The organism is Sphingomonas sp. GW821-FHT02B09 (assembly GCF_059421875.1).
On the sequence record NZ_JBWKVV010000005.1, the window covers coordinates 32,178 to 58,576 of the forward strand.

Here is a 26,399-nt window from a genome sequence, read left to right on the forward strand (position 1 = left end):
GGTCAGACCTCAAAAGACGAGGGACAAGGAGGCGCCGGCATTGCGGCCCGGTTGCGAATAGGCATCACGGACTATCGACGTGGAGGTGAGACCGCGCACGTCGCTCCACCAGAAGTAGCGCTTGTCGGTGATGTTGAAGACACCCACCCTGATCGTCGCACCATCCCGGATGCGCAGGGAGGCGGTGGCGTCGAACACCCAGAAGCCGTTCGGCGTGAAGCACGATGTCCCTGGCGTTGCCGGCATGGTCGCCGTCCCCGGCCGCGGGGCGACGTTGCAGCTGTTGTTGGTGTCCGACAGGTTCTTGCCGGCGGAATGCGTCGCGATGAACTCGGCGCGGAACGGGCCGTCATCCGGCTGGTAGAACAGGCCGGCGACGACCTTGACCGGCTCCACGCTGTCAAGCGGCTGCGCGTCGGCGACACCATCGGTACGCATCGTGCCCTTGGCGTAGGAAGCGGCTGCGCGTACGCCCAAGCCAATCGGCAGTCGCGCCTCGCCCCTCGCTTCCAGCCCTTCGATCTTCACACGACCGCGATTGATGTATTGGTAGACCGCCGGATTGGCGGCCGTGAACGCCCCCGACACCTGCACCTGGTCGATGAAGTTGCGAAACCGGCTACTGAATGCCGTGCCGCTCAGCGACCAGCGAGTACCGCTCAGGCGCACGCCCCCCTCGATGCTCTTGCTCGTCTCCGGTTTCAGGTCAGGGTTGGGGATCGAACGGTAATTGGCGACGATATTGGCAAAGCCGTTGTTGATCTGGTTGGGCTCGGGCGGTTTGAAGCCCTGCCCGTAACTGGCGAACAGCCGAATGCCGTCCGTCAGCCTCGCTACTGCCCCGATGCGCGGCGTCACCCGCGATCCGCTCTGCCCACGTGGGCTGAAGGTAGTGAACAGCGGATCGTTCTTCGGGTCGAGCCGGTAATGGTCATAACGGATCGCCGGGAACAGCGTCAGCAACCCGTCGCCGATCGCGATCTCGTCCTGCGCGAACACGCCGATCAGCTCGTAGTCGGTGGTGGGAAAGGCACGGGTAGGATAAGTCTCACCCGCGGGCGGCACCGTGCCGTCGCGCACGCCCGTCTGCCGCGTCTTCGAATAATCGGCACCATAGGCGAACAGGTGCGTGGCCGGGCCGGTCACGGCCCTGCTCTCCAGTTGCAGCGTGCCGCCATGGACCTCGTTGTCGAACCGGTTGATGCGGATGCGGTCGGTGCCGACCCGATCTTCCCAGCCGGTCTGCACGGTCCCGCTCTTCTGGTAATAGGCCGCGGCACGCACGCCGCTGACGATCCCGTCGCCGACGTAGCGATAGTCGATCGTGCCGCGGTCGCGTGCCGTGGTGTCGCGCGCCTGGAGGCCCAATACCGCTGTCGTCGACAGTGCACCCGTAGCGGGAGGCTTGGTGATCGCGCTCAGCACGTTCGTCTCCACCACGGAATCGAAGCGTTCGTAGGTCAGTCGTACCCGGCTGGCGTCGCTTGGCGACCAGACGAGCCGGCCCAGTAGCGCGTTGGATGCGATGTCCTGCGGGTTCGGCGTGGTACGATCGGTGTTGGCGCTGTCGTTGGTCCCCTTGTTCTCCAGCTCGTGACCGTCGCGACGGGTATAGGCGACCATCGCCTGGAGGTCGTCTTGCTTCCCGGCGACGACGAAGCCCTTGGTCCAGCTGTCGTCCGATGAGTCGAAGCCGACCCGCGCGCCTCCGCCGACCAGCCTGTCGCCACGCAGGAAATCTTGCGGGTCCTTGGTGATGAAGCTGACCGCGCCTGCCACGCCATCGCTGCCGTACAGCGCGGACGCCGGGCCACGAAGGATCTCGACGGACTTCAGCAGGTCGAGGTCGACGTAATCGCCACGGCCGACCGATTGCGCGCCGAAGCTGAAGGCATCGGGCACGCGCACGCCATCGACGGTGATGAGGACGCGGTTGCCCTCCAGGCCGCGGATGTTGAAACCGCTGTCGCGGTCCCGGCCGGTCGATGAACCCGCTGCCGTGAACCGTGCGGGCGCGCGTCGTACAGCGACGCCGGGTTCGTAGCGGACCAGATCCTTCACGTCCGTCACCAGCCGGTCGTTGATCGTGGCGGCATTAATGACAGAGACCGTCTGCGGCACATCCTCCGCCCGCTTCTCGCCGCGCGTGGCCGTGACCGTAATCACCCGGTCGCCGCTCGCACCCTCCCCTTCATAGTCCTCGATGCGATCGTCCGCACCTGCGACAGGCTGGACGACCGTCTGGGCTACAGTCGCGGTCGGCAGGACGCAGAGGTTCAGGGCCGCGACGGCAACGCCGCGCAGCAGATGTTCGGATATCATTCGTACTTCCCCTTCTCGCCATCATCCGTTAATGCGAGTCACTAGCGTTAGCAAGCCTGCGATCTGGAAGGGCTGGAATGAAGCATATGGTCGAAATGACGAGGTTGGGATCGACGCTGTCGATACTTGCGTTCGTATCGATGTCGACTGCAGCATCTGGCCACATGCCATACATACTGCCCGCCCAGTTCGATCTCGGTACCCGCGCGCAGATCACGCTGGAGGCGTCATTCACTGAAGACGCCTTTCGTCCCGAGGTAGCCATGCGTGACGCGCCGTTCGAGATCACTGCGCCCGATGGAAAAACAACACTTCTAGCCCCTGCGGCACTGGCAGGTGACCGGACGATCGCGGAGGCGACGCTACCGGGGGACGGTATTTACCGGCTTTCATCGGGCCAGCGCACCGGACGATCGGGTAAAATGTACCGGAAGGGGAATGACTGGGTGATGATAGGTGAAGGGACGAATCCCCCGCCAAATGCGACGCTTGTGGAAGTACGCAGCATGACTATGGCGGACGCCTACGTCCTCCGCGGCCGCCCCGGTCCGCGAGGCGCGCTCGCACCCCGGGGCAAGGCGCTGGAAATCCAGCCGCTAGGTGATCCCACCGGGTTCGGCCCGCAAACCGCGGCCGGGTTCGTCATCCTGTATGACGGCAAACCGCTCCCCGGCCAGACAGTAACGTTGTTCCGCGAGGCGGGCCTGTACGACGGCCGGAAGGAGGTCGGCACAGCAACCAGCGACAGTACGGGAAAGGTTGCGCTGACGCCGCCCGACGCGGGACGCTATCTGATGCTAGTGCGCTATCGCACCGCCACACCGGCAGTGGCGGGCGGTTACGCCAGCTTCACCACGACACTGGCGTTTGAAGCCGGGTGAGGATGCGATATGGCCTTCATGGAACGCATCGAACCATCCGTTAGCGACGGAGAACGGACCGTGATCCGGCTATTGCGCCGCTATGGCGCGATGCGCGACCATGAGGACAATGGCTACCAGCTATCTAGCCTCGTCTCACTGGGCCGAACTATGCATATCCCACCTGAGGGAAGCGTCGCGCTGGCAAGCGTTTTTCAATCGACCGAGGCCGTGCTCGGGCGATGCCTGATCACCGAATGCTGCTGCGCGCGTTCCATGAGCTGCGACGAACGGGCGATCCTTCGATTGCTCGCTGTCCGTTTGCCAACCACTCCCGGTACCGGCACACCGGATATTCCTCACGGGTTGCCTGGAGCGCTGGCCTGGGCCGTTCTGAGCGTCAGACGCTTATGCGGGAACATCATCCCGCTAAAGACCCGCCTGGCGTTTGCTGGCGATGCAGGCTGTCCCTTTCCACTCATCACCACAGCCTGACGGACATGCCCTCGCTCTACGACTATCTCGACCGACGCGTATCCGATCTGGGCGATGACGATGTGTTTGTCCTGTCCGCCGTTCGAACATGGGTTTTCGCCGTTCGCAACGGACGCTGTGCTCAAGCAATGTTGCGGAGCGGCTTTACCACCCGCCATGTCGAAGATGCATTGCTGGCTTTCCTTTGCGCCATGACCCTCGTTGATCGGCACGGTTACGGCACGATGCGGTTTGCGCCCTTATGCTGCTCGAACATGACCGACGACGAGGCGAGGATGGTTCATTTGTTCGCCGCTGCGCGAAATAATGAGCCACGAATGATCTCCATTGCTGCTGCCCTCGTCAGCGACGACATGGCTGTTCAGCTGACCGGTGCAGCATTCCAGGTTGGCAGCGCACTGCGTCGTGAAACCAGATGATCATCCCAATCCTAGGCCACGGCCCTTCTGGATGCCACTTTGCTCCGCCGATCGCGTAGATACGATAGCAGCCTGCCGCTCGCCGGTCCGCATCTCGATAGCGTCGGCCAGCTTCTCCTTGCTGTCGGTGTAGATTGCCGCATGCTGCTTGGCCCGGCTGATCGCCACATAGGCGGATTTCGCGTCCACGGTGTTCGCGCGGAAGCTCTCCAGATGCGTCATCGACCGATCGGCGGTCGCGCCCTGGCTGCCGTGCACGGTACCAACCCAGCCGTGCCGGACATGCCTGTCACCGGCATGATCGAGGCTCAACGTATGCTCGCGCCCGCGCGCATCGATCGCGGTCAGCATCCGCTTTTCGGCATCGATCCCGACCACCGCCGCGGTCGCCCCGTTCACACGTCCTACTTCGCGGTCATTACGGGTGAACTGTATCCGGTCGCCGGCTGTGAACTCGCGCGTGACCTCGGCGAAGCTTTCCGACTGCCCACGTCCCCATTTGTCGAGCCGCCAGTCGATCGCCCGACCCTCACGGGTCTGTAGCTCGATACGGTTGGCATCCCGATCGATGCGCGCGATCCGGTAGGCCTGCCCCTTCTCGATCCCATGCCGCTCATAGTCGCGCCGGAACGTCACCACGTCGCCGGCCTCGTAGTTGCGCGCGTGCCGCGTCTCCTCGCGGGTCAGCCCCCTGCTCTCCAACGTAGTCGCGCTGATCGTCTCGCCGCTGAGCGTGCCGTCTCTGCGCAACTCGGCCCGGATCGCCTGGGTCAGCAGCTCGCGCCCTTCCCGCGTCGTATCCATCACCAGCGTGCGGGCGCGCTGGTCCGGAGAAAGCGCGGCATAGTCACGCGCGATGACGGTACGTCGATCGCCGGCGTCGGCGATCTCGGCGACCTTGCCCCCGCCGCGGTCCAGCGCTTCCAACGCCCGCCGGCCGTCGCCGGCGATCGTTGCCTGCACCGCCTCGCGGGTCAGGTCGTTCTCCTGACGAACGATCCTGTCGAGCACGAACGTCTTCATGCCGGCGTCCTGAAGCTGGCCGAACGCCCGCCCCGCCTCCACCGACCCAAGCTGCTTCACGTCACCGACCAGCACCACGCGCGCATTCGCCCGCTCAGCCATGCCCAGCACCCGCGCCATGTCGCGTGCGCTCACCATCGACGCCTCGTCGACGATCCACGCCTCGCGGCCCCGGCTCGCCTCGGTCACGATCTGCTCGCCGGTCAGCACCGCCCTGGCGACCGTCTCGCCCTTCGCCCCGATCGCATCGCTCAGCACGCTCGCCGCGGCCGCCGTGGGTGCAAAGGCACGGACCTCATAGCCGGCGCTGCGCATCCCTTCCGCGTAGGTAGCGAGCACGGTGGTGGTCTTGGCGGTGCCGGCATAGCCCTGCACGCCCGCTACCCGGTCCTGCCCCGTCAGCAGCCCGATCGTCGCCGACTGCTGGCCTTCCGTCCACTTGTGCCCCCGCGCCTCCGCGAAGAATGCCGCAGTTGTGACGATGCGCGCCGCCTCCTGCCGATCGTGCGGCGTGTCGGCAGCGCCACGTGCGCTGTGCTCGATCGCCAGCATCCGGCGCTCGGTCGCGACCGCCTCGCGCGTGGTGAACCCCTGCCCCGCCGCCCCGCGATCCCGGCCGACCAGCTCACCGCCTGCACGCGCCCTGTCCACCGCCGCGGCGATCTCGGTTGCGCTGGCCCGGCCGCCTGCGTGCTCACCGGCGCGCGCCTCCAGCGCCGCGGCGCCGAACACCGCCTCGCGCTCGGATAGCTGACGTGCCGCGGCTGCCACCGCCAGCAAGGCTGCGGCTTCGGCACGGCCGGTATCGGCCAGATTGCGGACCGGCATCCTGGCGGCACGCGCCTCGCTTTCGGCGATGGCGGCCGTCCGCTCGGCCGCGCCGAAGCCGATCCCATCGGCCTGTTCGCGCCAGCCCGGCACCAGCGCCTCGCGCGGGATCTCCTGCTTGGCCTGACGGGTGGCAAGGGTCAGCGTCGCCTTCTCGGCCGCGGTGGCATCGGCGCGGGTCTTGCCACGCTCCGCCAGGGCCGCCTCCACCTGGTTGCCACGGGCGCTGAACTCCTTGATCGCGGCCTCGGGCACCGCGGCCAGCTCGAACATCGATCCCCTGGTTTCGCGCAGACCATAGCCAAGCTCACGCGCCCCTTGCGCCAGCGCTTGCCGGTAGACCGCGCCCGCATCCTTGTAGATGCGATAGAAGGCCAGGCTCTCGACGCTGCGCCAGCTCCCATCCTTGTCCTGGGTAGCGTTGAGGATGACCGAATGGCTGTGGAGCTGCGGGTCCTGCTCGCGGCTGGTGTTGTGGCGGAAGGTCGCCACCGCCAGCTTGCCGGTCTCGACGGTGCGGATATCACCACCGGTACGGATACGGGTAGCGGCGCCGTGCCGCTCGACATAGGCGAGCGCGGTCTTCACCGCCTGGTCATGCGCCGCGATCAGACGCCGATCGCCGGCGACCTCGGCCATGATCGACACCGATTTCGGCGCGGAAAACGTCATGTCCCACCCCGGTCGATGTTCGCGCTCGCCGTTACGGACGGTGCCGAGCTGCTGGCCGTTCGGCAAATCGCCCTCCAGGCCCCGTTTGAAGGCGGCACGGTCGACCTCACCCTCCAGCCCGAGCGCCTTTGCGCCCTCGCCGAACCACGCGCTCGGCGCCTCGCCGCCTTCGGAATAGTAATCGTCGGACTCGTAGTAGCTCGCCGCTTGGCCTGCACTCTTCAGTCCGGCAACGCTGGCGACCACCTACAATGCTCCGCCCGCGGTGCGATCCGTTGCCGGCTCGGGCACAGCCATCGACGACGGGGCGGTGATCGGCCGCGTCGACGATACCGCCAACGGCACGGTCGGCTCGGCGATGTCGGCGCGTTCCATATGCGCACGGTCGATCGAGACGCGCGCGATCGGCAGGCTGGACATGCGCAGGAAGCCGGTCAGCGGCGGTAGATCGCCGATTTCGCTGTCGAGCACGATCTGCTTGGTCGCGCGCATGGTCGATAGCGATCCCTTGTCGCTCCAGGCATCGCTGTCGAGCGAGGCGGAGGAACGGTGCTCCTCGATCTCCGAGCGGCCGAGCAGCTCGGTCGCCCATTTGGTGCTCTCGGGATCGCCCAGCCGCATGACGAGCTGAGTGCCGGCCTGGCCGACGATCGTGCCCGCGGCATTCTGCCCATAGGTGTCGCGAAGCTGGCCGATCGCCTGGAAGGCGATCACCACCGCTGCACCGAACTTGCGCCCTTCGGGCAGCAGCGTGAGCAGTCCCGATGCGCGCGGCAACGCGGGCAGCTCGTCCAGCACCAGCCATGCACGCGGTGCTCCGCGGATCGGCCGGTCCAAGATCGCGGCGACCGCACAATCGAGCCAGCAGCCGAGCAGCGGTTTCGCCGCGGCGAAATTGCGCTTGCGTGAGGCGAGGAATATCCACGGCTTCGCGCCCTCGACGGTGGGCAGGCCCGCATAGAAGTCATCGAAGCTGATCTTCTGCCCGTCCTCCGGCGCCGGCTTCAGCGTGCCGACAATCTTGGCTGCCTCGGCGAGGCAGAACAGCACGCTCGCGGTCGCCTTGTCGGCATCCTTCTGGAACACGCGCGCGGCCTCGGTGCCCTTGGTCAATACCGCCAGCTCGTCGGGCGTCATATCGCGCAGCGCACGGGTCAGCTCGGGAACATTGCCCCTGCCCTGCTCCCACAATCGCCGGATGACGGCCGCGACGACAAGCCGGGCCTGATCGTACCACACGTCGTCACCGGTCGCGTTGCCGCCCGGCTTGGCGACGATGAACCCGGCCAGCCGGTCGGCGTCGGAAGGCGAGCGCACGTCATCGAACGGGTTCCAGTAAGCGCAGCGGGCGTCGAACGGGTTGAGGATCAGGTCGCCACGCTCGGGCCGATAGTAGCGCGCGACATAGCCTCCATCCACGTCGTGCACGAACGCATGCTGCCCGCGTCGCTCTACCTGATCGAGCAATGCCCAGATCGCGGTCGTCTTGCCGGTGCCGGTGGCGCCGGCGAACAGGAAATGCCGTGCCTCCTCGCCTTCGGGCACGGGCACGCCCCCGATCGTCACCGGCCGCTCGGCGGGAGCGATCCGGACCATGCGGGCAAGCTGCGCCGCCTCCACCCGCTCGGCGCCGCGCACCGTCCGGTCGCGGCCGGCGCGCTCGCCTTCCTTCAGCCAGGCCCCGCGACGCCATCGGTAGAGCGGCATACCGACCGCGATGCCGCACAAGAACGCAAAGAAGCCCATCCGCCATAGCAGCCGCTTGAAGCCACGGGCGGCAGGGCTGTCGGGGTCGAGGATCTGATCACGGATGTTGACCCGCATTCCGGCGGCATAGGTGTGCAGATTACGATCGAAGGGGTGCAGCAACTCGGCACCTTGCACCTTCAGGTACAGCGCTGCCGCGCGCCGGGTTAGGTCGGGTGCGGTCTTCCAACCGGCCACGGCGCCGACGCCAGCGCAAAGGAGGAACAGGAGCGCTGCCACCTGGGCACGGGCATTGATCCCCGCCCAATGCCGATTGCGACTCGCCTGACCGCGGGAGAGCGTTTCGGCCCGGCTAGCCATCGTGTCGAACCTTCATGGACATGCCAGCGCCCCCGTCGCACCGATAACGCGCTGCTACCGGCTTCCTCGGGTCCGCATCCTTCCATCACCTCCGACGAATGACAATCCAAGCTTAGCGATGTCGCTCGATTACCCTTCGAAGAACGGTCAATGCCTGTTCGGTGCCGTGCGTCCTGTCGAAACCCGCTTCGAGAAGCCGAGCGCGAATAATGCTCATCAGCAGGTCCATGCTGATCCCGACCCGATCGCATTGGTCCAACATCTTGCGAAACTCAGGCGGAAGCACGTCCACCGGTGCCGACGACATCGCCTCTGCCTGATTGTCGTTCGACGCGTGCATGAACCGGCCTCGTGCTAGGTTGTACCGCAGAAAGAACAGCTCCGCCCCCCCTACCGGCTCAACAGCTTGGCTTTCTGCACATCAAATTCCGCCTGCGTGATGATGCCTTTGTCTTTCAGTCCGGCCAGCTTTCCCAGCTCTTCCGCAACGCCGGTCTGGCCTGAACCGGCGAGGGTCAGGGCAGGCGCATCCTTGAGTTCGGGTTGAAGTTCGGCCCTCTGCCCGGTGTCACAGGTCGACATGGTCTTTCCCTGCTCACCCATGCTGATCGTGCCGTTACCGTCGCTCATGATCCAGAAGCCTGACGCACCGACATAACCACCCATGCGGTTCTTGGCATTGAGCGTGCCGCACGCAATCCAGCCCCAGGTGCGGCGACCGATAAGCGGCTTCGCATACCCCCATTGGAAACCGTCAGTGTAGACGATCTGCGCCGATGACGGATCGAACAAGTTCGACTTCAGCGTCGCTTCCCCCGTCTGACGTACCTTGGCGAAATCAGGCTGCGGTGCCGGAGGCGGATTATCTTTTGCCTGCACAGCACTGCCGAGCAGCAAGCCTGCCAAAATCAATGTCGTTTTCATACATCCCCCTGCCGCGCCCCCCGACGCGCGTGCGCTTTCAAGCACGAGGATCGCAGTGCTGCAAGGCTCTGTCATGGGGTCCGCTGCGACCCGAGGAAATCGAACGCACGGTCATCAGCCGGTAGGGATGACCGTATCGCTTTTCGTGATATGCGATGATTGTCCCCACCGAGCGACGGCTTGGTGGGGACAATCATATCGATCGACCGCCTCTATGCTATCGGCGCCATTCGATCAGTTGGTTTTGACCGTGGCCTTCCGATCGCCGTTCGAACTGACCGCGGTTTCGCGAACCGTCTGATGCTTCACGGTTTTGTGCCCGACCTTCACGCCCAGAACCTTCTTGGGCCGACGCGTCTTACGCTTGGTGGTTTCGGCGACCTTGGTTTTGGTCGTGGCGACACCGTTCTTGACGCTCGTATCGTGATCGACCTTGGTCTCATGCGTCGTCTGCGCAACAGCTGGAGCGCCAGCAAGCAGGACGACGGCAGCAGCAAGGGCCGCGATGTTCCGGTTTTTCATAAAAGCTGCCTTCCATTCAAATCGTCCAAATGACGACCGAAGGATAACCCCACACCCCGTCGCCGGGTTCACCGCACCGTGCCCTCGCATGGATACTACGGCGGTCCCCTTACCTTGGTGCGGCGCTACCAGCTTTGTGGCCCAGACGCTGTTGCAGGTACGCGTTCCGGGCAACTTGCTGATCCGCGACCATAGCCGTCCCACATTCTTCCGACTGTGCTGCCGTCATACTCTGTGCGCTTTTGCAGGCCGCGAGTACCGAGTCACGTTCCGACTTATGTGCGACGAAATAGGCGATCGTCCGCGATCGTGCCGGCGATGGCGGGGTCTGGGAACATGCGCTGAAGGCCAATGCTGGGAGGACGATCAGAGCTGCTTTCATCGAACAAGCGTAGCGGGAAAAGCATTCCCGGCAATCGCGAATCACGCCTCCCATCGCGATCTCCAGCCAACGTCATCCTTGCCGGCTGAAGTGACCGGATCGAACGAGACACAAAAAAGGCCGGTCGAAGCCGGCCTTGAGTTTTTAGGAGAGGATGCCTGAAAGGCAGGACGATGCTCGACCAATCTGTGCTGCGATGCAAGCTATTCTTGTGCGGTGCAGCACGGGCTTTCGGGCAGAAGTTCGTGCTATCGAGGAGGAATAGGCGGCACGGCTCTGCCGTGCCTGCGCACCTGCTCGGGCACGTTCCGCCTGACCTGCCAGCTCGTCCCACCGCGCCGCTGAATGGAGCGCCCTGTTCCTGACATTCGGCAGCGTCGTATCAGCCGCAATCGCCCGCTCGGCATCTGCCCGTTCTCTATACAGTTTTGCCTCGTCCGCCATCGTACACCTGTCCCTCGAACGTTACCGTGCCTTTGCCAGCAGGGGATAGAGGACCCGCTTTTCCCAGTCGATCCGGGTCTGCATCATCGTAAGGATGTCTGCCGCATCGCGTCGAAACCCTTGCCAGTCGCGCGGGACGTTAAGCGCGTTCCATTTGCCGACATGCGCCGACGAGCGTGCCCGATCATGCGCCGCGTCCGCCCGTAACTGACGGACCTGCACGGCATCGGCACCGGCGACCGTATCAAGCAAGGCAGGGTAAACGGTATCCGTCAGAAACCTGGTCCGGGCGGCGCTGGCCTTGCTCAGTCCGAGCCGGGTCCGGGTCACCTCGTCGCGATCGATCGCATCATGCGCGATAAGCTTCCGCATCGTTGCCATCAATGCCAGCAACTCAACGTGCCGCTGTTCCAGTGTCGTCAGCACCTGTCGTCTTCCCTGTCGCTCATCCGATACGCAGTAATGCGTCCTGACCCGGCGTCGTCAGGCGGCATGCTCGATACGGGTGATCGCCGCGCATAGCTCGTCAGCCCCACGACGATCCGCGTCGAACGGAATGACGGAGGTATAGACCGAGCCGTTCCGCTCGAGCTGGTAGCGAATTTCAAGAAATGCCGTTTCGATCGTTCTAGTGGTCGAGCGCGAGCGTCCGCCGGTCGTGTACCCGCCGAACAGGCCACCGCTCGATACCCCGCCAAGCGTGAAGCGGCCACTGTGCTTGGTGTTGGTGATCTGGGTCGCCTCGCGCTCCACGCTGACGTTCACGATCTGCCCCGTTCCCAGCCAAAGATGGGAATAGTCGGTCGACCGATCGACGATGACGAGGTGGCCATCGCGCGTGATCGCCAGCGCGCCTGGTGCGCCGGTCCACCATGACCGCCATAGGTTCGTCGGTACCGGCAGCGACTGCACTTGAGCCGCAAGCTTCGTTGCCGCTCCCTTGTAACGAACGGTCTGCATGGGGCGGATCACCAGCGCGTTGACGATACGAATGACAAAGCCGGCGACGATGAACATGATGATACCACCGAAGATCGCCCCGCCGAAGGATCCGCTAAACAGGCTGCTGACCACGGGCAGACCCACCAGCACGGCCAGGATCACTAGCGGTGTCAGCCGTGCGATCTTTTCCATCTGATCGACGGTGGCACGAACGTCGTCGTTCGGCGATGAGATGCGCTCGACCTGGCTTGGCTGGCCTTCCGTGATCGTGTTCATGCTGTCTCCCTGTATTTGCGTGCAGGCACTTGACCGGTGCCGGGTGGTTATTTCTCGCGTGCGATGACGAGCTGTCGATCGAAGATCCGGTCGGCCTCGTAGGTGATCTGCCCCTTGTGTTCGGCGCTGGTGCCTGGCCCCGCCATTGCCGCGGCATACGCCGCCCCGGCCGCATAAAGGGTGCGCTGGGTCAACCGGTCGCTTAGCTCGGCCCTATGCGTCAGCCGATCGATCGCCTCGCGCAACGCGTCAATCTCGCCGGCGGAAAGGCTGGCTGGCGCCGCCTGAGCAGGCTCTGCTCCGCGGCCTCCGACCAACATCGCGATGCCGAGTTCAAGCGCGCGGACGGTGGCCTGGTAGAGCGGCAAACCGGTCTCCGCCGCGTAGCTTTTCAGCGCCGCGGCCTGGGTATCCGTCACTCTGCCGGTCAACATCACGCGCGCCATCGAGAAGTCCCCACCGTATGCGCGAGAGACTACGCTGTTTTTGGCCCAAGTATAGCGTTGACGAACGCTTTGTGGTGTGGTGCCATCCTCTTATACGCCGATGCGACCACGCATCGACCACGCTTTGGGGGCTGCACGCGTGCGTACGGTGTGGACTAAACTGAGCGAGACATCGTCTCGCCTCTTCTTGCCATCTGCTTTCTTCTGGCGGGTGCTGTCATGGGCTTAAGCGGCTTCGCCTCGGGAGCGCTGGTGGCGGCTCCCGTGGCGGCCGTGCTGACCTGGCTGGCGGTATCGTGGCAGAGCCACGTCGACGTGCGGGTCGAGCGCGATACCGCCGTCGTCCGTGCCGATCGCGCTGCCTTCAATGCCGGCTTCGATCGGGATTGGTCGGCCGCCTCCGGCCAACCCCGCGCCGGCTGCGATCCGAACGCAGCAGCGGAGATTGCCCGGTTGCGCAAACGCGCCAGCGACCTGGAAGCCAGGCTCGCCGGATCGACCGCCGAGCTGGAGCAGGACGCGGCCGAACTGAAGAACCTGATGGTGGAGGAAAAGCGATGATCCGATGTCGTCTCGTTACCCCTTTCGCACTCGCCCTGATGCTGGGCGCATGTGGTGGAGGCGGCTCGTCCGTATCTGGCTCGGCATCCGAAACCGCCGGCTCCAGCTCCGGGCTGTCGAGCTTCTGGGAGCGGGTGAAGAGCCTCGGGATCGAGACCGGCAAGACCTATGAAATGCCGGCGCTCGGGATCATGGCGGAGGCCTTCATGACCGACACCAATTCCCGGCGTGTCGCTCCCGACGCAATCCCGCAATTCGTCATGCAGCGCCGGGACGGGAATATCCCCCGCTTCGATCAGGCGATCGACGGCTTGGTCGAGTCGACACGCAAGGAGCTGGCCTCCATTCCTGCCGCTGAGTTGGCGAAGGCCACCCCGTTCGATGCCGCACACATGATCTACGCGGGCCCGATCGTCGTCGCGATGCAACCGCGCAAGGGCTGGGAAGTCGATGCGATGAAACCCCAGCCGATACCGGCGGCACTCGATACGCCGTTTTTCCGCCGCAACCGCCCACCGTCGACCTATGACGAGGATGTGCACGTCCGCTACATGGAGATGCTGGCGATCTCGGCGATCTACACCAACACCGTGTTCGGGATGATCGACGAGAAGATGGGCACGGCTCGCTTAGCAGACCTGGGTGCTGCACGGCAGCAAGTTCTGACGGCATTCCAGGCGATTCCCGCCGCCACACTCAAGACGGCACTGGCGGATGCCGCTAAGCAGGTGATCGGAGGTGATTTCAGCACTGATCTGACCGGCTCGGGCAACATCCACTTCACCCATACGCCTGCCGGCGATTTCGTGGCGGACCCTCGCGGGCTGACTTGGACCAGAGCCGGCGGCATCTGGTTCGGTGATGGCCGGATCAACGGCCAGACGATCAATCTGCGCCTCGCATCGACCACGTCTCTTTCGCAGCGCCAAGCGCAGTCGGGCACGCAAGGCACGAACGCTGATGCCAAAGTGGAAGGCACAGGCAACATAGGACCCAAACAATGAGCTGGCTTAACCCTTGGGTATCGCGGGCGGGCATCGTATCTCGGGTCGAGGTGACCCGCCCGGTTCTACCAGGCGGCCCCTTCACCACACGCTTCCGAGTAGATGGTCATGCCGTCCATTATCTCGGCAAGCCTGCGCTCCTCTGCGATGGTGATCATGCGGTTGTCGTGGGATGGCGGTATAAGGGCGAGCTTCGGGCTTGTTTTCTGGCAGTGCCAGAATGGGGCTGGTTCTTTCGGTCGCATTCGGCCGTACCGGCGTTCGCTTGGGCCGTGACGACGCTCCTCCTTACCGCCTTGATGCTCGCTAAGTTTTCAGTCCTACTGGGATGCGTTCTGGCTGGGATTGCTGCCATGTCGGTCTTTCATGCTGTTGCGTGGCTCGATGGCGAGAATTTGACACGGAGGGTCATTCTGGCAGAGCTGGAGACTTCAAGCCGGCGCATGCCTCTAGAGCAAATAGGTCAGCGCTAATAACGGTTGAGTTCGTCCAGCTTGGGAGTAGGCCTTGCGCAACTTTGTCTGGGCCACAGGCAAACTTGGTTCAACGATGCAGTAGCAGTAAGCTCTCAACGTGGATTGGGTAATACGGCCGCTGAACGCGAGAGGCCTACCACCCTGACCGGCTACTTGCCCGGCATGGGGGTATGGCTATCTCCCTATGACTCGATATTCGAGTGGATGCTGATCACCGCGATCGTCCACTCAATCTACCCCATCGCGACCAAGCGCTGGCACATCGGTGAGAAGTTCGTCGGGCCGACGCTGTTAATCTACCTGCCAATGCTCGTGGTCCACGTCGTGCTGCTGATTTTTCTAGGCTGGGCGATCCGAATGGCCGACCTCCTCGCACCGTCAGCACTGGGGCTACACCAAGCAATATCGGCTGCTGTAAGACTGGCAAGATGCCTGAGGCCGCTCAGCGCGCTACAGGGTTTGTCAGGCCTCCTGCTGGCCGGCACCCACGGTAGCACTTATTGAGATCCCACGGCCCTAAACCGCAGCTTGGGCATTTGCCCAGCTCCAACGCCTCTATCCGGCCGAGCTATGCGACAGGAGCCAGTTGCTGGCGCTAAGCTCGGGGACGACGTCGCCTGCCCTCGCTGCCCCCAGCACCGGCTCACTGTAGCCAAGCTAGCGGCGTCGAGAACCGCTATCACTCGCTTTGCTCCTCAATCCTGACGGTTCGCGGCGGCAAAGACCCAGCAAGCCGGTGGTTCGCAGTACGTTCTGCTTTGCAAACTGCTGGCGCACTGTAATGCGAATTAGCATGACAAGCTCAAGCGCTTGCCCAGCACCTTAAAACTCTCGCGTCGGCTGCTCATTGCCTCATTTAACATCGTCCGTGTCATATTCGCATCGCCGAGACGAACGATATGTGGAAATGGACGACGGTCGTGCAGCAGGACGCACGATCGCCCGCAGCGTCGAACAGGTAGCTTATGGGGATGTCATGGGTTGTGGCTGCCCGTCGCAGGTCGCCGACCAATTCCCCTGTCGTCTATATTCCGGTCCCGATTTCACCCGATCGGCAAACCGAGCTGTTAGCGACATGCACCCCAGCCGAAGACCGCGAGGGCTATACGTAGCCTACGCCTCGCGGGTCGCCCGACGTCCTTTGCTCCCGCCCTTTGAGAGACAAACGACCAAGGGTAAAAGACACGGTGGTGACGCGCAATACAAATCGCAGTACAAGAGCAATGCATTTTGCTTTGCACTTTGCTTGCGTTTGATAGATCTTTAATCTTGCGAGCGCGTCTCTAGGTCAAGCAGCCGATCGAAGGCGTCCGATTGTGACAATTGCTCTCTGTCGCAGAAGTCATCGAAGCGGATGAACGTCGACGGCTTGATCCGCATAGTGAGCGTCTTGCTTTTCGTCTCACGTACCCGGCGACGTCGAGCGCTGGGCGCTGCTTGATAGTCGTCGGGGAGGCTCATCGGAGCGCTTGGTCGCGCCGAAGGCGTGGCCCGGATGTCCGAGAGATCAAGATCGCTTGGGGCAGGGGAACGGTCCGCTCTCGCGAACTTCTTGGGCCCGGGTGCGGGGGTGTCGCTCATGCTTGTTGTGCTCCTTTGATAATGGCGACGATCTCACGAAGCAACGACTGCACCTGCTGGCGCGCACGCTCGGTGCGAGAGAGCTCGTGAGCATCCAGCTCTTCCAGCGTCATCCGATAGAGGAACATGGCCTTGTAGGCGTCCCCCTGGAAAAGTTCCGAAGAGAACACCTCCACCGCCTCCCGAGTCTGGTCCATGATTTCCCGATCAGCGCGCGACATGATCGCCGCACTACGCTGGGTGAAGACGACTCGGTGGGGCAGGGGCCTTCGGCGTGCGCTCTCGATGAACTCCATCTGATCAAGGAATTCGATCGAGCGCTCGAGGTCTGCTGCAGAAGCCCGCTGGGGAATGACAAGGAGATCTGCTTGACGGGTTGCGTGGAGAATAGCCTCGTTCATGGCGCCTTTGACGTCCACAATGACGAACGGATGCTCGCGCGAAGCCTCATACACCGCCGTTTCCAGCTGCTTCTGCGACATGCGATGGCCGTCCTCAACTACGATCCGATCTTTCAGCTTCCAGTCCTCGTACCAGCGATAGAGCGAGTTCTGGGGGTCCGTGTCGATGATATGGACCGTCTGCCCGGCCGATCGGATCTCCGATGAGAGCGCAAGGGCAGTGGTCGACTTTCCAACCCCCCCCTTGATCGATCCGACGAGTATGACCGGCATGCTATTCCCCGCTATCAACCGCAACAGCTAGAGTGCAGTACATTGCACTGCGCATTGCGCTCCTATGTACGTCGTATGACGCAGTGGGAGGCACTTCGCAATGTGCATTACGATCACATTACAAATCTCCAGCTATTAGTACTGCAGATTGCACTGCATCATGAGCCGCGGTCGAGCACGGAGCTTGATCGTAGAAGGTGGTCAGCGGCCATTTTTTCCATCGATGCAAGAATAGCCTTTCAGAAATGCGATTGGCCTTGCAACCCACGCGAGGATCTCGTCGGCCTGACACGGGCCGTAGCGCTGCGACGTCATAGTAAACCAGTTCGCCTGAACCAGTCGGCATCGTAGCACGGTCGCAGAGCAACCACTTCGCTTTTGGCAGGTCGTCCAGCAGCGCTGCCGCGCCGGTGTAGTCGCTGACTTGGCCCGCGGTCATGAAGAAGCTTAAGGGTGTTTGATCCCATGGTTTGATGGTGCGATCCTTTCGCTGGAATGGAAGGAAGCCGTATGGGACAAGTTCGTCACGGGAGCGCCACGACCACGCACGCCGTCCGAGCAGCAATACAGCGATCGCAAGCTTCGCTCGCGACGTTGAGCCGGGAGCTGGGGATCAACCCGAAGACGGTTGCTAAGTGGCGGAAGAAGGCGACGGTCGAGGATTTGAAGACCGGGCCGAAGGCCCCCCATTCGACCACCCTCACTGAAGCCGAGGAGGCGATGGTTGTGGCGTTCCGGCGCCACACGCTGCTGCCGCTCGACGACTGCCTCTACGCCTTGCAGCCATCGATCCCGCACCTGACACGATCAGCGCTGCATCGGTGCCTGCAGCGGCACGGCATCTCACGATTACCGGATATCGAGGGCGACAAGCCAAAGCGGCAGAGCTTCAAGCATTACCCCATCGGTTTCTTCCATATGGACATCGCCGAGGTGCAGACCGCCGAAGGCAAACTCTATCTGTTTGTCGGCATCGACCGCACCAGTAAGTTCGCGGTCACCCAGCTGGTCGACAAGGCTGATAGGCGGACAGCGTGGGAGTTCCTCGAACACCTGCTGAAAGCCGTGCCCTACCGGATCCACACGATCCTGACCGACAATGGCATCCAGTTCTCCGAGCAGCCCCGCAACCGTAATACCACCTGGTCGCGCCAGATGCGCTTCGACATGATCTGCGAGGCAAACGACATCGAACATCGCCTGACCAAACCCAACCACCCGTGGACGAACGGTCAGGTCGAGCGGATGAACCGGACCATCAAGGAAGCGACCGTCAAACGCTTCCAGAGGGCAGAGCGCTGGTTTGACGCTAAACAACGGCAAGGCAGAACATTTGCGAACAGTCAGCCGGCATAGCGGGCATCCGCGATATTGAGGGGTTTGCGGCGGACGGTTTCAGCTGCGCGATCCCACAGGAAGTCGCCGGAGAATGCAATATGCTCCCACCCGACCGGGGACGTGTGGGCGAGCAGTGCGGGATCAGGTGCCTCGCCGATCGACCGGAGATGCTGGACGGCATCGGCGATGTAGGTGGAGTTCCAGTAGACGATCGCGGCGATCACCAGGTTCAGTCCGGAGGCGCGATATTGCAGCGTCTCGTGGGTCCGGTCGATGATCCGGCCCTGGCGGAACGTGCAGATCGCCTGCGTGAGGACGTGACGCTGCTCACTCTTGTTGAGGCCGGCCTGGCAGCGCCGGCGAAGATCGGGGTTCTCCAGCCAGTCGAGCATGAAGAAGGTCCGCTCGATGCGGCCGATTTCCTAGAGGGCGAGGTCGACCTGGTTCTGGCGTTCGTAGGCGGCCAGCTTGCGTAGCATCGCCGATGGCGCGACATGCCCCGCCTTGAGCGAGGCGACGAGACGCAGGACCTCGCCCCAATGCTCGCGGATCGTATCGGCCTTCACACGCTTGCCGATCAGCGAACCGATCGTCGGGTAGGAGGCCACGGGGCCGAGCGCGGCCAGACGCCGGTCGGGAAAATCCCGCAGGCGCGGACAGAACCGGAACCCCAGCAACGCGCAGAGTGCGAACACATGGTCGGTCGCTCCGCCCGTGTCGGTATAATGCACTCCGATCTTCAACGACGAGCCGTGATGAAGAAGGCCGTCGAGGACATAGGGCGCCTCGTGCGTCGCCGCGGATATGACGGTGACATGGTACGGCGCGTGTTGATCGGAGACATGGGTGTAGAAGCTGAAGCCCGGATCGACGCCGTATCGGGCGTTGATATCGCCGACCGCCATCCTCTTGCCGCCCCGGAAGAACTGCCCGTCCGAACTCGATGTAGTGCCCGTCCCCCAGGTCGAGGCGATCGGCAACCGGGAATGCGCGTCGACCAGGATGGCAAGGGCGCGATGATAGCTGTCCTCCCGGACATAGGCGTCCTTCGTCCAGACCAGCTGGTCGCGGGTCACGCCCTGGCTGGCCGCGGCCATGCGCGCGAGGCCGAGATTGGTGCCATCGGCGAGGATCGCGGCGAGCAGCGCATTGGGGTTGTCGCTTTGCCGTCCGGTTCGCAGGTTGGTGAAGCCGGCAAGGAAGCCAGTTTCGCTGGCGACGTCGTGGAGCAGTTCGGTGATCCTGATCCGCGGCATCAGACCGTCGATGCGGTTGCCCAGGGCCTTGGCCTCGACGTCGGTATCGGTGCGAACCGGCGTGATCTGCAATCGGCCATCGATCAGCCGGACGCCTTCGAGCCGACCGTTCGACAGGTCGTGGACGAAGCGCCTCAACCGAGAATCGAGACTGGCGGTTCGCTCGGCCAGCCAGGCGTCGGCGGACGGGGGAAGGTTCAATCCTGCGACGATCGGCGGGCTCGCCTCGCTCGAGAGAAAATAGCTGTCAAACCGGCGATAGCCCGAGGATCGCTCCACCCAGATATCCCCGGATCGCAGCTTGTTGCGCAGGTGCGCCATCGTCGCGGTTTCATAGAGGCGGCGGTTGATCCGGCCATCCGTGCCCATCACCAGCCTGCGCCATTCCTTGCGGAACGGCATCGGCGCATCGGCCGGTACGTCACGTTTGCCGGAGGCGTTCAGATCGCGCAGCATGTCGATCGCCTTCACGCTGGCGGCACTGCCGCGTCCCGACTGGAAGTCCAGCACCTCGATCAGCAGCGGCGCGAACTTGCGCAGCGTCGCATATCTGTCTGCGGCGGCTAACAGCGGATCCTGCTCGACGGTATCGGCGATCTCGCCCACCTGGCCCCGCGCTTTCATGAGCGCCGGCCATCCGACCGCCGTTTCCAGCGCCGCGATCGGGTCGCAGCCCTCTTCGTCGGCTTGCGCGAGGGTGTCGATGGTGATGCGGAACAGGCGCATCAGCCGCGCCACCTCGCGCGACGACGCGGTATAGCGCCGCTGCTGCATATTGGTGGCGCGCCGGAACATGCCGCCGATGAGCTTGTCGGCGATGTCGAGCGCGGCGTCGATCAGCCTGGCTTCCAGATCGACCAGCAGCGCGACGAGGATCGCGCGTCGCCGGGGCAAGGTGTAGCGCCGGATCAGATAGGCGAGGGACAGCCGTCCTTCCTGCACGAACTGGTGACGCCGGTTGGGATGGACGCCGGTTCCCGCATCGTGGGCGATGCCGATCGCCCGCACGACGCGCAGGCGCTCGACGATATCGCGCACGCTGTCGGTCTTCGTCGCGACCGGAACCATCTTCAGCCAGCCCAGGCGTGCCCCGTCCTGTTCGTCGAACAGCGCATCGATGCGACCGATCTGCACCGGCGACAGGTCGGCGACCATCATGCGCGTGGCGGTCTTCCGCGCGCGGGCGCGGCCGGCGATCCCCGCCCGTTCGATCGTCGAGGGCATCGGCAACAGGATATTGGCCGCACGCAACGCCGCGATGACGGCGGTCGCGATGGGGAGCGCGGCATCGGTCGCCGCAGCAGCGCGTTCGGCGCTCGCGATCATCAACGCGATGTCACCACGCACGGGCGGACGCAGGCCGAGCGCCGCAGCGATCAGCGGGGCGTGATCGGTCATGGTCTGCGGGCGGGTCGCGTAATCGGCGAGAACGCAAGGATCGAGCGAGAGCTGACGGGCGACGAAGACGGCGAGCGCGTGTGGCACGCCGCCTTCGATCTGCATCACCTGCGCAAGCGTCATCCCGGGATAGCGGATCAACGCGAACTGCAATGCCATGCCCAGTCGATTGCGATCGTGACGACGCTGCCCGATCAGGTCGAGGTCGGGCTTTTCGAGGGTGAAGCGACGCGCCAGCGCGTCCGGGTCGGTCGGAATCCCGAACAACGACGCCCATTCGGTATTGCTGAGAAGAACATGCTCGCGTGCTGGCATTCGACCGTCCATGAAACGTCCTTGGCGCGCGTAGACAGCACGGGTTAAAGGGACGTAGTTTGTGGACGGGTTTCGGCAGATCGGCGATCAGTCGGCTGGATCGTCCATGGAACGGTCGTTTGGGAGACACAGGGCGATGGGCGGTATTCTGGGCTACGCCCGCGTCAGCACCGGCGACCAGGATGTCGCCGGCCAGCGGATGCGGCTCGAACAGGCTGGATCGATCCGCGTGTTCACCGACGTGATATCGGGCAAGAGCATGGAGCGCCCTGGTCTGGCCGAACTGCTCGATTATGCCCGCAAGGGCGACACGCTGGCGATCGTCAGGCTCGACCGGCTCGGTCGGTCGCTGGGCGAGCTGCTGGCCACGGTGCAGATGCTGCGCGAGCGTGGCATCGCGCTACTCAGCCTGGAGGAGAAGATCGACACTTCGTCCGCAGCGGGCGAGCTGATCTTCCACGTCTTCGGTGCCATCGCGCATTTCGAGCGACGGCTGATCTCCGAGCGCACGCGCGACGGCATCGCCGCGGCGCGGGCGAAGGGCAAGCTGCCCGGCCGGCAGCCGCTCGACACTGACAAGGTAAGCGCAGCGCTCAAGCTGGTCGCGGCGAGCGTTGCTCCCGCCGAGGCGGCCCGACAGCTCGGGATTGGCAGGTCGACCGTCTACCGCGAGATGAAGCGGCTCGGCATCGCCCGGCCGGCGCAGGTTGGCTGAACCATGGCTACGCAGGATCCAACAACCTTGAACGAGCGGGAGAAGGAAGCGCTTCGGCTGCTTCTGGTCGGCCACGATGCCAAGTCGATCGCAAACACGCTTGGCTTGTCGGTCTACACGATCAACGACCGCCTTCGGGATGCACGGCGCAAATTCGGGGTTTCCAGCAGCCGCGAGGCGGCGCGGCGTCTCGCCGAAATGGATGGGGCAGCACCCAATATTGTTGGGGCCAAGGAAATTGGGAAAGCCCAAGCGACCGTCGCGGTGGAAAGGACCGATCCGCCAGCAGCGCCGCAATCGGCGGTTCATCGCTGGGTATGGCTTGCCGGAGGAATGCTCATCATGTCTATCATCATCGCGGCCGTGGCGCTCTCGACCATGGTCGGGTCGCACAACGACGCACAAGTTCCTGCCCAAAATGTCGCGTCAGCCGCCTCGCGTCCCGCCGAGACGGACGCCTCGTCGGCAGCCCGCTCATGGGCTGCTCTTCTCGACGGTGGGCAGTGGGATGCAAGCTGGCGTGCTGCGGGTTCCATGTTCAAATCGCAGCTAACATCGGCACAATGGGCGACGACCATCCAGTCCGTCCGACAGCCGCTCGGACGCGTTTCGTCACGCACTTTGCAGAGCGTGGTGCAGACGAAAACACTGCCCGGCGCGCCGGCAGGCGACTATCAGGTGCTTCAGTTCCAGACCCGCTTCGCCACCAAGCCGGACGCCGTCGAAACCATCGTGCTCGCTCGCAAAAATGGAAGCTGGCGTGTCAGCGGATATTTCATCCGCTGACCTCAGGGCGGGGGCGCTTACCGTTGTTTAGCGTTGGATCAGCGCCTTGCCCTCTTCCACTACGAGAGCCACAACCAGCTCCGGCCCCACCTCGCCGACTTCATCGCCGCCTATAACTTCGCCCGCCGGCTCAAAACGCTGAGCGGCCTCACACCCTCCGATACATTGCCAAGATCTGGAGGTCAGAGCCAGACCGATTCATCGTTAATCCGATCCACCAGATGCCGGGACTAAACACCTAGATCCTTGCGCCTCGCATCGCTTGAGGTCTGGCGATCCCGTCAATACCGGGATGATCTGCGACCTTGGACCAAACGTAACGTGCCGATCGCGGCGACACAGAAAACGCATGCTTCTTTTGGAAGCATCGCGTCGCGAAGCGGCGCATCCCTCGCTGTGTCACTTGGTTTGGTTGATTTGGTGGAATAGGCTCCATCTTCTCGGTCGTGCCGTTAGGAGTCAGCGCGTTGGCCGACTAGGCCAACTCCTTTTTCCATTTGAGTATAAGAATCTCGGAGTGGTTGACCATTATTCTGAGACTCTTTCTCGATCGTGATCGCCATGCTGTCGAGGATAGCGCGCAGCTCAGGATCGGCAACATCTTCGGCAATCATCTGGCGCGGAGTGCGCCACGTCCGCCAATGGTCAATCTGTTCGACGCGGTCAGCCTCAGCCTGGGTCACGTCGTCCGGCAACGGCACGGGGCGGAGCCGACGTGGCAGGAAAGCGACCAACCGGTTAGGGAAGCGCATCCGATAGACGTTCGAGGTCTGGGCGTTGCGTGCCTTCGGCCGATCGGCCGGGGGATCGATCGGGACGCATCGGCGCTGCTTCTCCAGCATCCCCATCGTGGCAAGCGCCGATAGCGCCCGCCCGACGCTCGCGCGGGAGACGCCGGCCGCGGCCTCTATCCATTCCCACGTCGGGAATACCTTGCCAGCGCAAGTCCGCGCGAGCGTGGTCAGCTCCTTGAACACGCGCAAGGCGGTGTTGGTTATTAGGGTGGCGAGGCGTTCATCCTCGGTCAGCTCGCGCTCTTCGGCACGCGCGAGACGCCGGACGGCGTTCTTGCGCTTCAGCAACTCGGCCGCCTGCTTGTAGAGCCGGTCGGGCTCGCCCTGGGCGTAGCTGTAGAAGAAGTCATCCTCGAACGTGCCAGCTCGCCGGCTGCCGGGATGGACGTGCGCTCGGGTCGGGTTGTGTGACCCTGATCGTGATCGCGCCCGCTCTTGCACCGCCCGTTCCAGGTGCATGAACGTCGCTTGCCCGATCGACATTACTCCCATCTTCCGTCCCCTTTGTGGGGCCGGACCAGGCCAAACGATCCCGTGGCGCGAACCGCGCTCTCTTGAACCAAGGCTCAAAGACCCGTATGTCGGAAGCCGTATCGGGCTCCGTTTCACGCTTGCAGGCGTGCGACATTAGAAGTCTCAAGGGTGCCCGGCTTCGGCCGGGCATTCGTTTATGTGGTCACGGCCGCTCCCTGCTCGGCCGATCGCAATCACAATCAGCTCCGACAGTATTTGTGCCGAATTGAGCGGAACTGCGAAACAGCAACTATTCGTGCTTTCGCCGACCAATCACATAAAAAGTTCGTGCTTTCGCCGACCGTCGTCTGCCGAGTTCGTGCTTTCGCCGACCGAGGTTCGTGCTTTCGACAACCGTTTCATTCGTGCTTTCGCCGACCGTACTCGGATCGAGCACACTGATTCGCGAAAGAGAGGAGGTAGGGTCAGCCGGCGCCAAGTAGCGGTAGCGGCATAATCTTGACGCGCGTCGCGCCGGTTTTGCGTCGCGGACGGCCTTTCGTGGGCGCCAACGGCATTTCGACCAGCTTGAAGGAGAAGTCGGGGACGGTGTTCTCGTCAGCGATGCGCTTCAGCTCGAAGCGGAAATGCTTGAGTGAACTTTGATAGCCGAGCTGCAAACGCAGCTCGTCGATATCAACCTCAACAGCTCCGTTCGCGCAGGTCGATCGCGCAACTTCGTACAGACGACGCTCCACGGGGCCGAGCGTGAAGTAGGACGGTGCGTAGGCGAGGATACGTTGATCGCGAAGGATCGCGCGATATAGCCAGTCACACAGTCTGACTTTGACAGCCTTCAGGCGTCGATCGCCGGCCTTTGTCTTGGTGTATTGGAGCTGCGCGTCGGACAGCCAGGAGAAAAAGCCCGTCTGGCCTTCGCCACCCGCTTCGATGTTCGTCTTGATCTGCGTACCCTGAAGACGTTCCAGGGCGTCCGAGAGTCGCGCATAGGATCGGGCCGAGCCCCCATCGCCGGTAACGCGGAACAGATCATGAGCCGTGAACTGAAAGTCTTGAGCGGGCTGCATCCCGGCCTCCATCTTCGCCACCATGAGGCTCGCGATGTAGAGCAGCACTTCCTTGTCGTAGATCGTCGCGACGCCCTTTGGCGTGGCGATGATCTCAATCGACACGGACTCCGTCTTGTAGGCGAGAGGCTTAGTCCACTTGCCCTTGCTCAACGCGAAGAACGGAAACGCCATCAAGGATCGCTCGCCGCGGACCTCCTTCAGCAGCGGGCTATCGAGTGCGAACAGGTCGCCTTGGTCGACGGGGAAGGTCATACGCTACGCGAACCTACCGGAAAACGCTCGGTCGGCGAAAGCACGAAGATTGAGGGGGTAGGGGAGCCTTCGGCTCGGTAGGCACTCGGATCGGCAGGGGAGGTTCGTGCTTTCGGCGACCGATCTACCGAACCGGCCGGGAAGTTCGTGCTTTCGGCGACCGTTCCGGCGTGGCCTGGGAAGCGCCGGGCGGAGCCTCTCGCAAACGATCCTTTTTGAAGCAGCTTCATGTGCGACACTGTAGCACTATGGCCTTAACGCTGGAACGCACATCGCGAAACGACGCGTGTCGCGGATGTCCTAAGTTTGAGCGTCTCGTATGTCGCCGCTTTTGCGACAGCCGATAAATAGTGTGTGTCAAGTTGCGTATACCGTGATCGAACATGTAGACTTGAACAGCTTTCCTGTTCAATCAGGGCCGCTTGCAGAGATATTGAACACAACGTGGTGAGGGTCTAGAAGCTGTCTGAACAGTTGAGGCTCATATGGCGCTTTTTGGTTACGCACGCGTATCGACCACCGATCAGGATGTAAGCATCCAGGAAGCCGCCTTACGCAACGCTGGATGCCAGACGATACGCTCGGAGAAGAAGTCTGGATCAGAGCGGGGAGGGCGACCCGAGCTTCAGACGCTCCTCGACTTCCTACGCGCCGGCGACACGCTGGTGGTCACGCGCATCGACCGGTTGGCGCGATCGATGAAAGACCTGCAGGACATTGTTCACGAGCTGAAGGGCAGGGGGATCACGCTTAAGGCGACAGAGCAGCCGATCGACACCGGTACGGCTGCAGGGAAGGCTTTCCTCGATATGCTCGGCGTCTTCGCAGAGTTTGAGACCAACCTTCGCCGCGAGCGGCAGGCGGAAGGGATCGAGGCGGCTAAGGCACGTGGCGTTTACAAGGGCGGCAAGGCACGCATCAACCCCAATGCCGTACGGGCGCTGATCGCGGAAGGCGTGAGACCATCGCAGATCGCTCGCCAGCTCGGGATCTCTCGAGGCACCGTCTACCGCTTTGCTGGGGAAAAGGTGCAGCCACCGATCGAGCGGTAGCGGTTAGGCGGGCGCGGGGCGCCCGCCTAGT

General features: G+C 63.3%; 23 protein-coding genes and 4 pseudogenes. 11 read left to right on the top strand and 16 right to left on the bottom strand.

Annotation, left to right across the window (positions count from 1 at the left end):
* Positions 1–9: 9 nt before the first annotated feature.
* On the bottom strand, positions 10–2,322 hold the full coding sequence (locus tag AC07U4_RS18270) for a TonB-dependent hemoglobin/transferrin/lactoferrin family receptor (RefSeq protein WP_495196399.1): 2,313 nt from the start codon (positions 2,320–2,322) through the stop codon (positions 10–12).
* Between the two features lie 77 nt (positions 2,323–2,399).
* Here AC07U4_RS18270 and AC07U4_RS18275 point away from each other — a divergent pair, with 77 nt between their 5' ends.
* The 3 genes from AC07U4_RS18275 to AC07U4_RS18285 are packed head-to-tail and all read left to right on the top strand — an operon-like array spanning position 2,400 to position 4,096.
* Entirely contained in the window at positions 2,400–3,203 is an 804-nt protein-coding gene (locus tag AC07U4_RS18275) for a DUF4198 domain-containing protein (RefSeq protein WP_495196400.1), read from the top strand.
* A gap of 9 nt (positions 3,204–3,212) precedes the next feature.
* On the top strand, positions 3,213–3,677 hold the full coding sequence (locus AC07U4_RS18280) for a hypothetical protein (protein ID WP_495196401.1): 465 nt from the start codon (positions 3,213–3,215) through the stop codon (positions 3,675–3,677).
* Between the two features lie 5 nt (positions 3,678–3,682).
* Positions 3,683–4,096, top strand: a complete 414-nt coding sequence (locus tag AC07U4_RS18285) for a hypothetical protein (RefSeq protein ID WP_495196402.1) — start codon at positions 3,683–3,685, stop codon at positions 4,094–4,096.
* Here AC07U4_RS18285 and mobF read toward each other — a convergent pair whose 3' ends face one another.
* The 9 genes from mobF to AC07U4_RS18330 all read right to left on the bottom strand — a co-directional run bounded on the left by mobF (position 4,097) and on the right by AC07U4_RS18330 (position 12,622).
* Complete coding sequence (gene mobF / locus AC07U4_RS18290) at positions 4,097–6,865, bottom strand: MobF family relaxase (RefSeq protein WP_495196403.1); 2,769 nt, start codon at positions 6,863–6,865, stop codon at positions 4,097–4,099.
* On the bottom strand, positions 6,866–8,563 hold the full coding sequence (locus AC07U4_RS18295; RefSeq protein ID WP_495196404.1) for a type IV secretion system DNA-binding domain-containing protein: 1,698 nt from the start codon (positions 8,561–8,563) through the stop codon (positions 6,866–6,868).
* 235 nt (positions 8,564–8,798) lie between these two features.
* A complete protein-coding gene (locus AC07U4_RS18300) occupies positions 8,799–9,026 on the bottom strand; it encodes a hypothetical protein (RefSeq protein ID WP_495196405.1) in 228 nt (75 codons plus the stop codon).
* 50 nt (positions 9,027–9,076) lie between these two features.
* Positions 9,077–9,610, bottom strand: coding sequence for an SHOCT domain-containing protein (locus tag AC07U4_RS18305; RefSeq protein ID WP_495196406.1), 534 nt, complete (start codon positions 9,608–9,610; stop codon positions 9,077–9,079).
* Between the two features lie 234 nt (positions 9,611–9,844).
* Positions 9,845–10,132, bottom strand: a complete 288-nt coding sequence (locus AC07U4_RS18310) for a hypothetical protein (RefSeq protein ID WP_495196407.1) — start codon at positions 10,130–10,132, stop codon at positions 9,845–9,847.
* 109 nt (positions 10,133–10,241) lie between these two features.
* On the bottom strand, positions 10,242–10,568 hold the full coding sequence (locus AC07U4_RS18315) for an EexN family lipoprotein (protein ID WP_495196408.1): 327 nt from the start codon (positions 10,566–10,568) through the stop codon (positions 10,242–10,244).
* 411 nt (positions 10,569–10,979) lie between these two features.
* The gene (locus AC07U4_RS18320) at positions 10,980–11,384 is read right to left on the bottom strand and encodes a hypothetical protein (RefSeq protein ID WP_495196409.1); all 405 of its coding nucleotides are present in this window, start codon (positions 11,382–11,384) and stop codon (positions 10,980–10,982) included.
* Positions 11,385–11,441: 57 nt separating this feature from the next.
* The gene (locus tag AC07U4_RS18325) at positions 11,442–12,176 is read right to left on the bottom strand and encodes a hypothetical protein (protein ID WP_495196410.1); all 735 of its coding nucleotides are present in this window, start codon (positions 12,174–12,176) and stop codon (positions 11,442–11,444) included.
* A gap of 47 nt (positions 12,177–12,223) precedes the next feature.
* Positions 12,224–12,622 carry a hypothetical protein gene (locus AC07U4_RS18330; RefSeq protein WP_495196411.1) on the bottom strand — a complete coding sequence of 133 codons (399 nt, stop codon included), beginning with the start codon at positions 12,620–12,622 and terminating at the stop codon, positions 12,224–12,226.
* A 264-nt stretch (positions 12,623–12,886) separates the two neighbouring features.
* Here AC07U4_RS18330 and AC07U4_RS18335 point away from each other — a divergent pair, with 264 nt between their 5' ends.
* The 3 genes from AC07U4_RS18335 to AC07U4_RS18345 all read left to right on the top strand — a co-directional run bounded on the left by AC07U4_RS18335 (position 12,887) and on the right by AC07U4_RS18345 (position 15,167).
* Positions 12,887–13,183 carry a hypothetical protein gene (locus AC07U4_RS18335; protein ID WP_495196412.1) on the top strand — a complete coding sequence of 99 codons (297 nt, stop codon included), beginning with the start codon at positions 12,887–12,889 and terminating at the stop codon, positions 13,181–13,183.
* Positions 13,180–14,187, top strand: coding sequence for a hypothetical protein (locus AC07U4_RS18340; protein WP_495196413.1), 1,008 nt, complete (start codon positions 13,180–13,182; stop codon positions 14,185–14,187). Before AC07U4_RS18335 ends, AC07U4_RS18340 begins: the two co-directional genes overlap by 4 nt.
* A gap of 680 nt (positions 14,188–14,867) precedes the next feature.
* Positions 14,868–15,167, top strand: a complete 300-nt coding sequence (locus AC07U4_RS18345) for a hypothetical protein (RefSeq protein ID WP_495196414.1) — start codon at positions 14,868–14,870, stop codon at positions 15,165–15,167.
* 759 nt (positions 15,168–15,926) lie between these two features.
* Here AC07U4_RS18345 and AC07U4_RS18350 read toward each other — a convergent pair.
* The 3 genes and pseudogenes from AC07U4_RS18350 to AC07U4_RS18360 all read right to left on the bottom strand — a co-directional run.
* Entirely contained in the window at positions 15,927–16,244 is a 318-nt protein-coding gene (locus AC07U4_RS18350; protein WP_495196415.1) for a hypothetical protein, read from the bottom strand.
* A complete protein-coding gene (locus AC07U4_RS18355) occupies positions 16,241–16,918 on the bottom strand; it encodes a ParA family protein (RefSeq protein ID WP_495196416.1) in 678 nt (225 codons plus the stop codon). The genes AC07U4_RS18350 and AC07U4_RS18355 overlap by 4 nt, the downstream gene beginning before the upstream one ends.
* A gap of 329 nt (positions 16,919–17,247) precedes the next feature.
* Positions 17,248–17,372, bottom strand: a pseudogene (locus AC07U4_RS18360) (IS5/IS1182 family transposase); the annotation flags it as partial.
* Between the two features lie 56 nt (positions 17,373–17,428).
* Between AC07U4_RS18360 and AC07U4_RS18365 the strand changes: the two are divergent.
* Positions 17,429–18,202 (top strand): annotated as a pseudogene (locus tag AC07U4_RS18365) (IS481 family transposase); the annotation flags it as partial.
* 59 nt (positions 18,203–18,261) lie between these two features.
* Here the strand turns inward: AC07U4_RS18365 and AC07U4_RS18370 are convergent.
* Positions 18,262–21,225: pseudogene (locus AC07U4_RS18370) on the bottom strand (Tn3 family transposase).
* 136 nt (positions 21,226–21,361) lie between these two features.
* Between AC07U4_RS18370 and AC07U4_RS18375 the strand changes: the two are divergent.
* From AC07U4_RS18375 to AC07U4_RS18385, 3 genes and pseudogenes are all read left to right on the top strand, one after another.
* On the top strand, positions 21,362–21,940 hold the full coding sequence (locus AC07U4_RS18375) for a recombinase family protein (RefSeq protein WP_495196417.1): 579 nt from the start codon (positions 21,362–21,364) through the stop codon (positions 21,938–21,940).
* 3 nt (positions 21,941–21,943) lie between these two features.
* Entirely contained in the window at positions 21,944–22,726 is a 783-nt protein-coding gene (locus AC07U4_RS18380; protein WP_495196418.1) for a DUF4019 domain-containing protein, read from the top strand.
* A gap of 54 nt (positions 22,727–22,780) precedes the next feature.
* Positions 22,781–22,968 (top strand): annotated as a pseudogene (locus AC07U4_RS18385) (IS481 family transposase); the annotation flags it as partial.
* Positions 22,969–23,178: 210 nt separating this feature from the next.
* Here the strand turns inward: AC07U4_RS18385 and AC07U4_RS18390 are convergent.
* Complete coding sequence (locus AC07U4_RS18390) at positions 23,179–24,003, bottom strand: cyclic nucleotide-binding domain-containing protein (protein ID WP_495196419.1); 825 nt, start codon at positions 24,001–24,003, stop codon at positions 23,179–23,181.
* A gap of 455 nt (positions 24,004–24,458) precedes the next feature.
* Complete coding sequence (locus AC07U4_RS18395) at positions 24,459–25,316, bottom strand: replication initiator protein A (RefSeq protein ID WP_495196420.1); 858 nt, start codon at positions 25,314–25,316, stop codon at positions 24,459–24,461.
* 485 nt (positions 25,317–25,801) lie between these two features.
* Here AC07U4_RS18395 and AC07U4_RS18400 point away from each other — a divergent pair, with 485 nt between their 5' ends.
* Positions 25,802–26,368, top strand: coding sequence for a recombinase family protein (locus AC07U4_RS18400; protein ID WP_495196421.1), 567 nt, complete (start codon positions 25,802–25,804; stop codon positions 26,366–26,368).
* Positions 26,369–26,399: the final 31 nt, after the last annotated feature.

Coding starts and splice junctions, on each gene's coding strand:
- AC07U4_RS18345 (WP_495196414.1), top strand. CDS start 14,868: ATGCTGATCACCGCGATCGTCCACTCAATCTACCCCATCGCGACCAAG.
- AC07U4_RS18390 (WP_495196419.1), bottom strand. CDS start 24,003: ATGTCGATCGGGCAAGCGACGTTCATGCACCTGGAACGGGCGGTGCAA.
- AC07U4_RS18380 (WP_495196418.1), top strand. CDS start 21,944: ATGGCTACGCAGGATCCAACAACCTTGAACGAGCGGGAGAAGGAAGCG.
- AC07U4_RS18305 (WP_495196406.1), bottom strand. CDS start 9,610: ATGAAAACGACATTGATTTTGGCAGGCTTGCTGCTCGGCAGTGCTGTG.
- AC07U4_RS18285 (WP_495196402.1), top strand. CDS start 3,683: ATGCCCTCGCTCTACGACTATCTCGACCGACGCGTATCCGATCTGGGC.
- AC07U4_RS18300 (WP_495196405.1), bottom strand. CDS start 9,026: ATGCACGCGTCGAACGACAATCAGGCAGAGGCGATGTCGTCGGCACCG.
- AC07U4_RS18315 (WP_495196408.1), bottom strand. CDS start 10,568: ATGGGAGGCGTGATTCGCGATTGCCGGGAATGCTTTTCCCGCTACGCT.
- AC07U4_RS18325 (WP_495196410.1), bottom strand. CDS start 12,176: ATGAACACGATCACGGAAGGCCAGCCAAGCCAGGTCGAGCGCATCTCA.
- AC07U4_RS18280 (WP_495196401.1), top strand. CDS start 3,213: ATGGCCTTCATGGAACGCATCGAACCATCCGTTAGCGACGGAGAACGG.
- AC07U4_RS18350 (WP_495196415.1), bottom strand. CDS start 16,244: ATGAGCGACACCCCCGCACCCGGGCCCAAGAAGTTCGCGAGAGCGGAC.
- AC07U4_RS18400 (WP_495196421.1), top strand. CDS start 25,802: ATGGCGCTTTTTGGTTACGCACGCGTATCGACCACCGATCAGGATGTA.
- AC07U4_RS18275 (WP_495196400.1), top strand. CDS start 2,400: ATGAAGCATATGGTCGAAATGACGAGGTTGGGATCGACGCTGTCGATA.
- AC07U4_RS18330 (WP_495196411.1), bottom strand. CDS start 12,622: ATGGCGCGCGTGATGTTGACCGGCAGAGTGACGGATACCCAGGCCGCG.
- AC07U4_RS18310 (WP_495196407.1), bottom strand. CDS start 10,132: ATGAAAAACCGGAACATCGCGGCCCTTGCTGCTGCCGTCGTCCTGCTT.
- AC07U4_RS18355 (WP_495196416.1), bottom strand. CDS start 16,918: ATGCCGGTCATACTCGTCGGATCGATCAAGGGGGGGGTTGGAAAGTCG.
- AC07U4_RS18395 (WP_495196420.1), bottom strand. CDS start 25,316: ATGACCTTCCCCGTCGACCAAGGCGACCTGTTCGCACTCGATAGCCCG.
- AC07U4_RS18340 (WP_495196413.1), top strand. CDS start 13,180: ATGATCCGATGTCGTCTCGTTACCCCTTTCGCACTCGCCCTGATGCTG.
- AC07U4_RS18375 (WP_495196417.1), top strand. CDS start 21,362: ATGGGCGGTATTCTGGGCTACGCCCGCGTCAGCACCGGCGACCAGGAT.
- AC07U4_RS18270 (WP_495196399.1), bottom strand. CDS start 2,322: ATGATATCCGAACATCTGCTGCGCGGCGTTGCCGTCGCGGCCCTGAAC.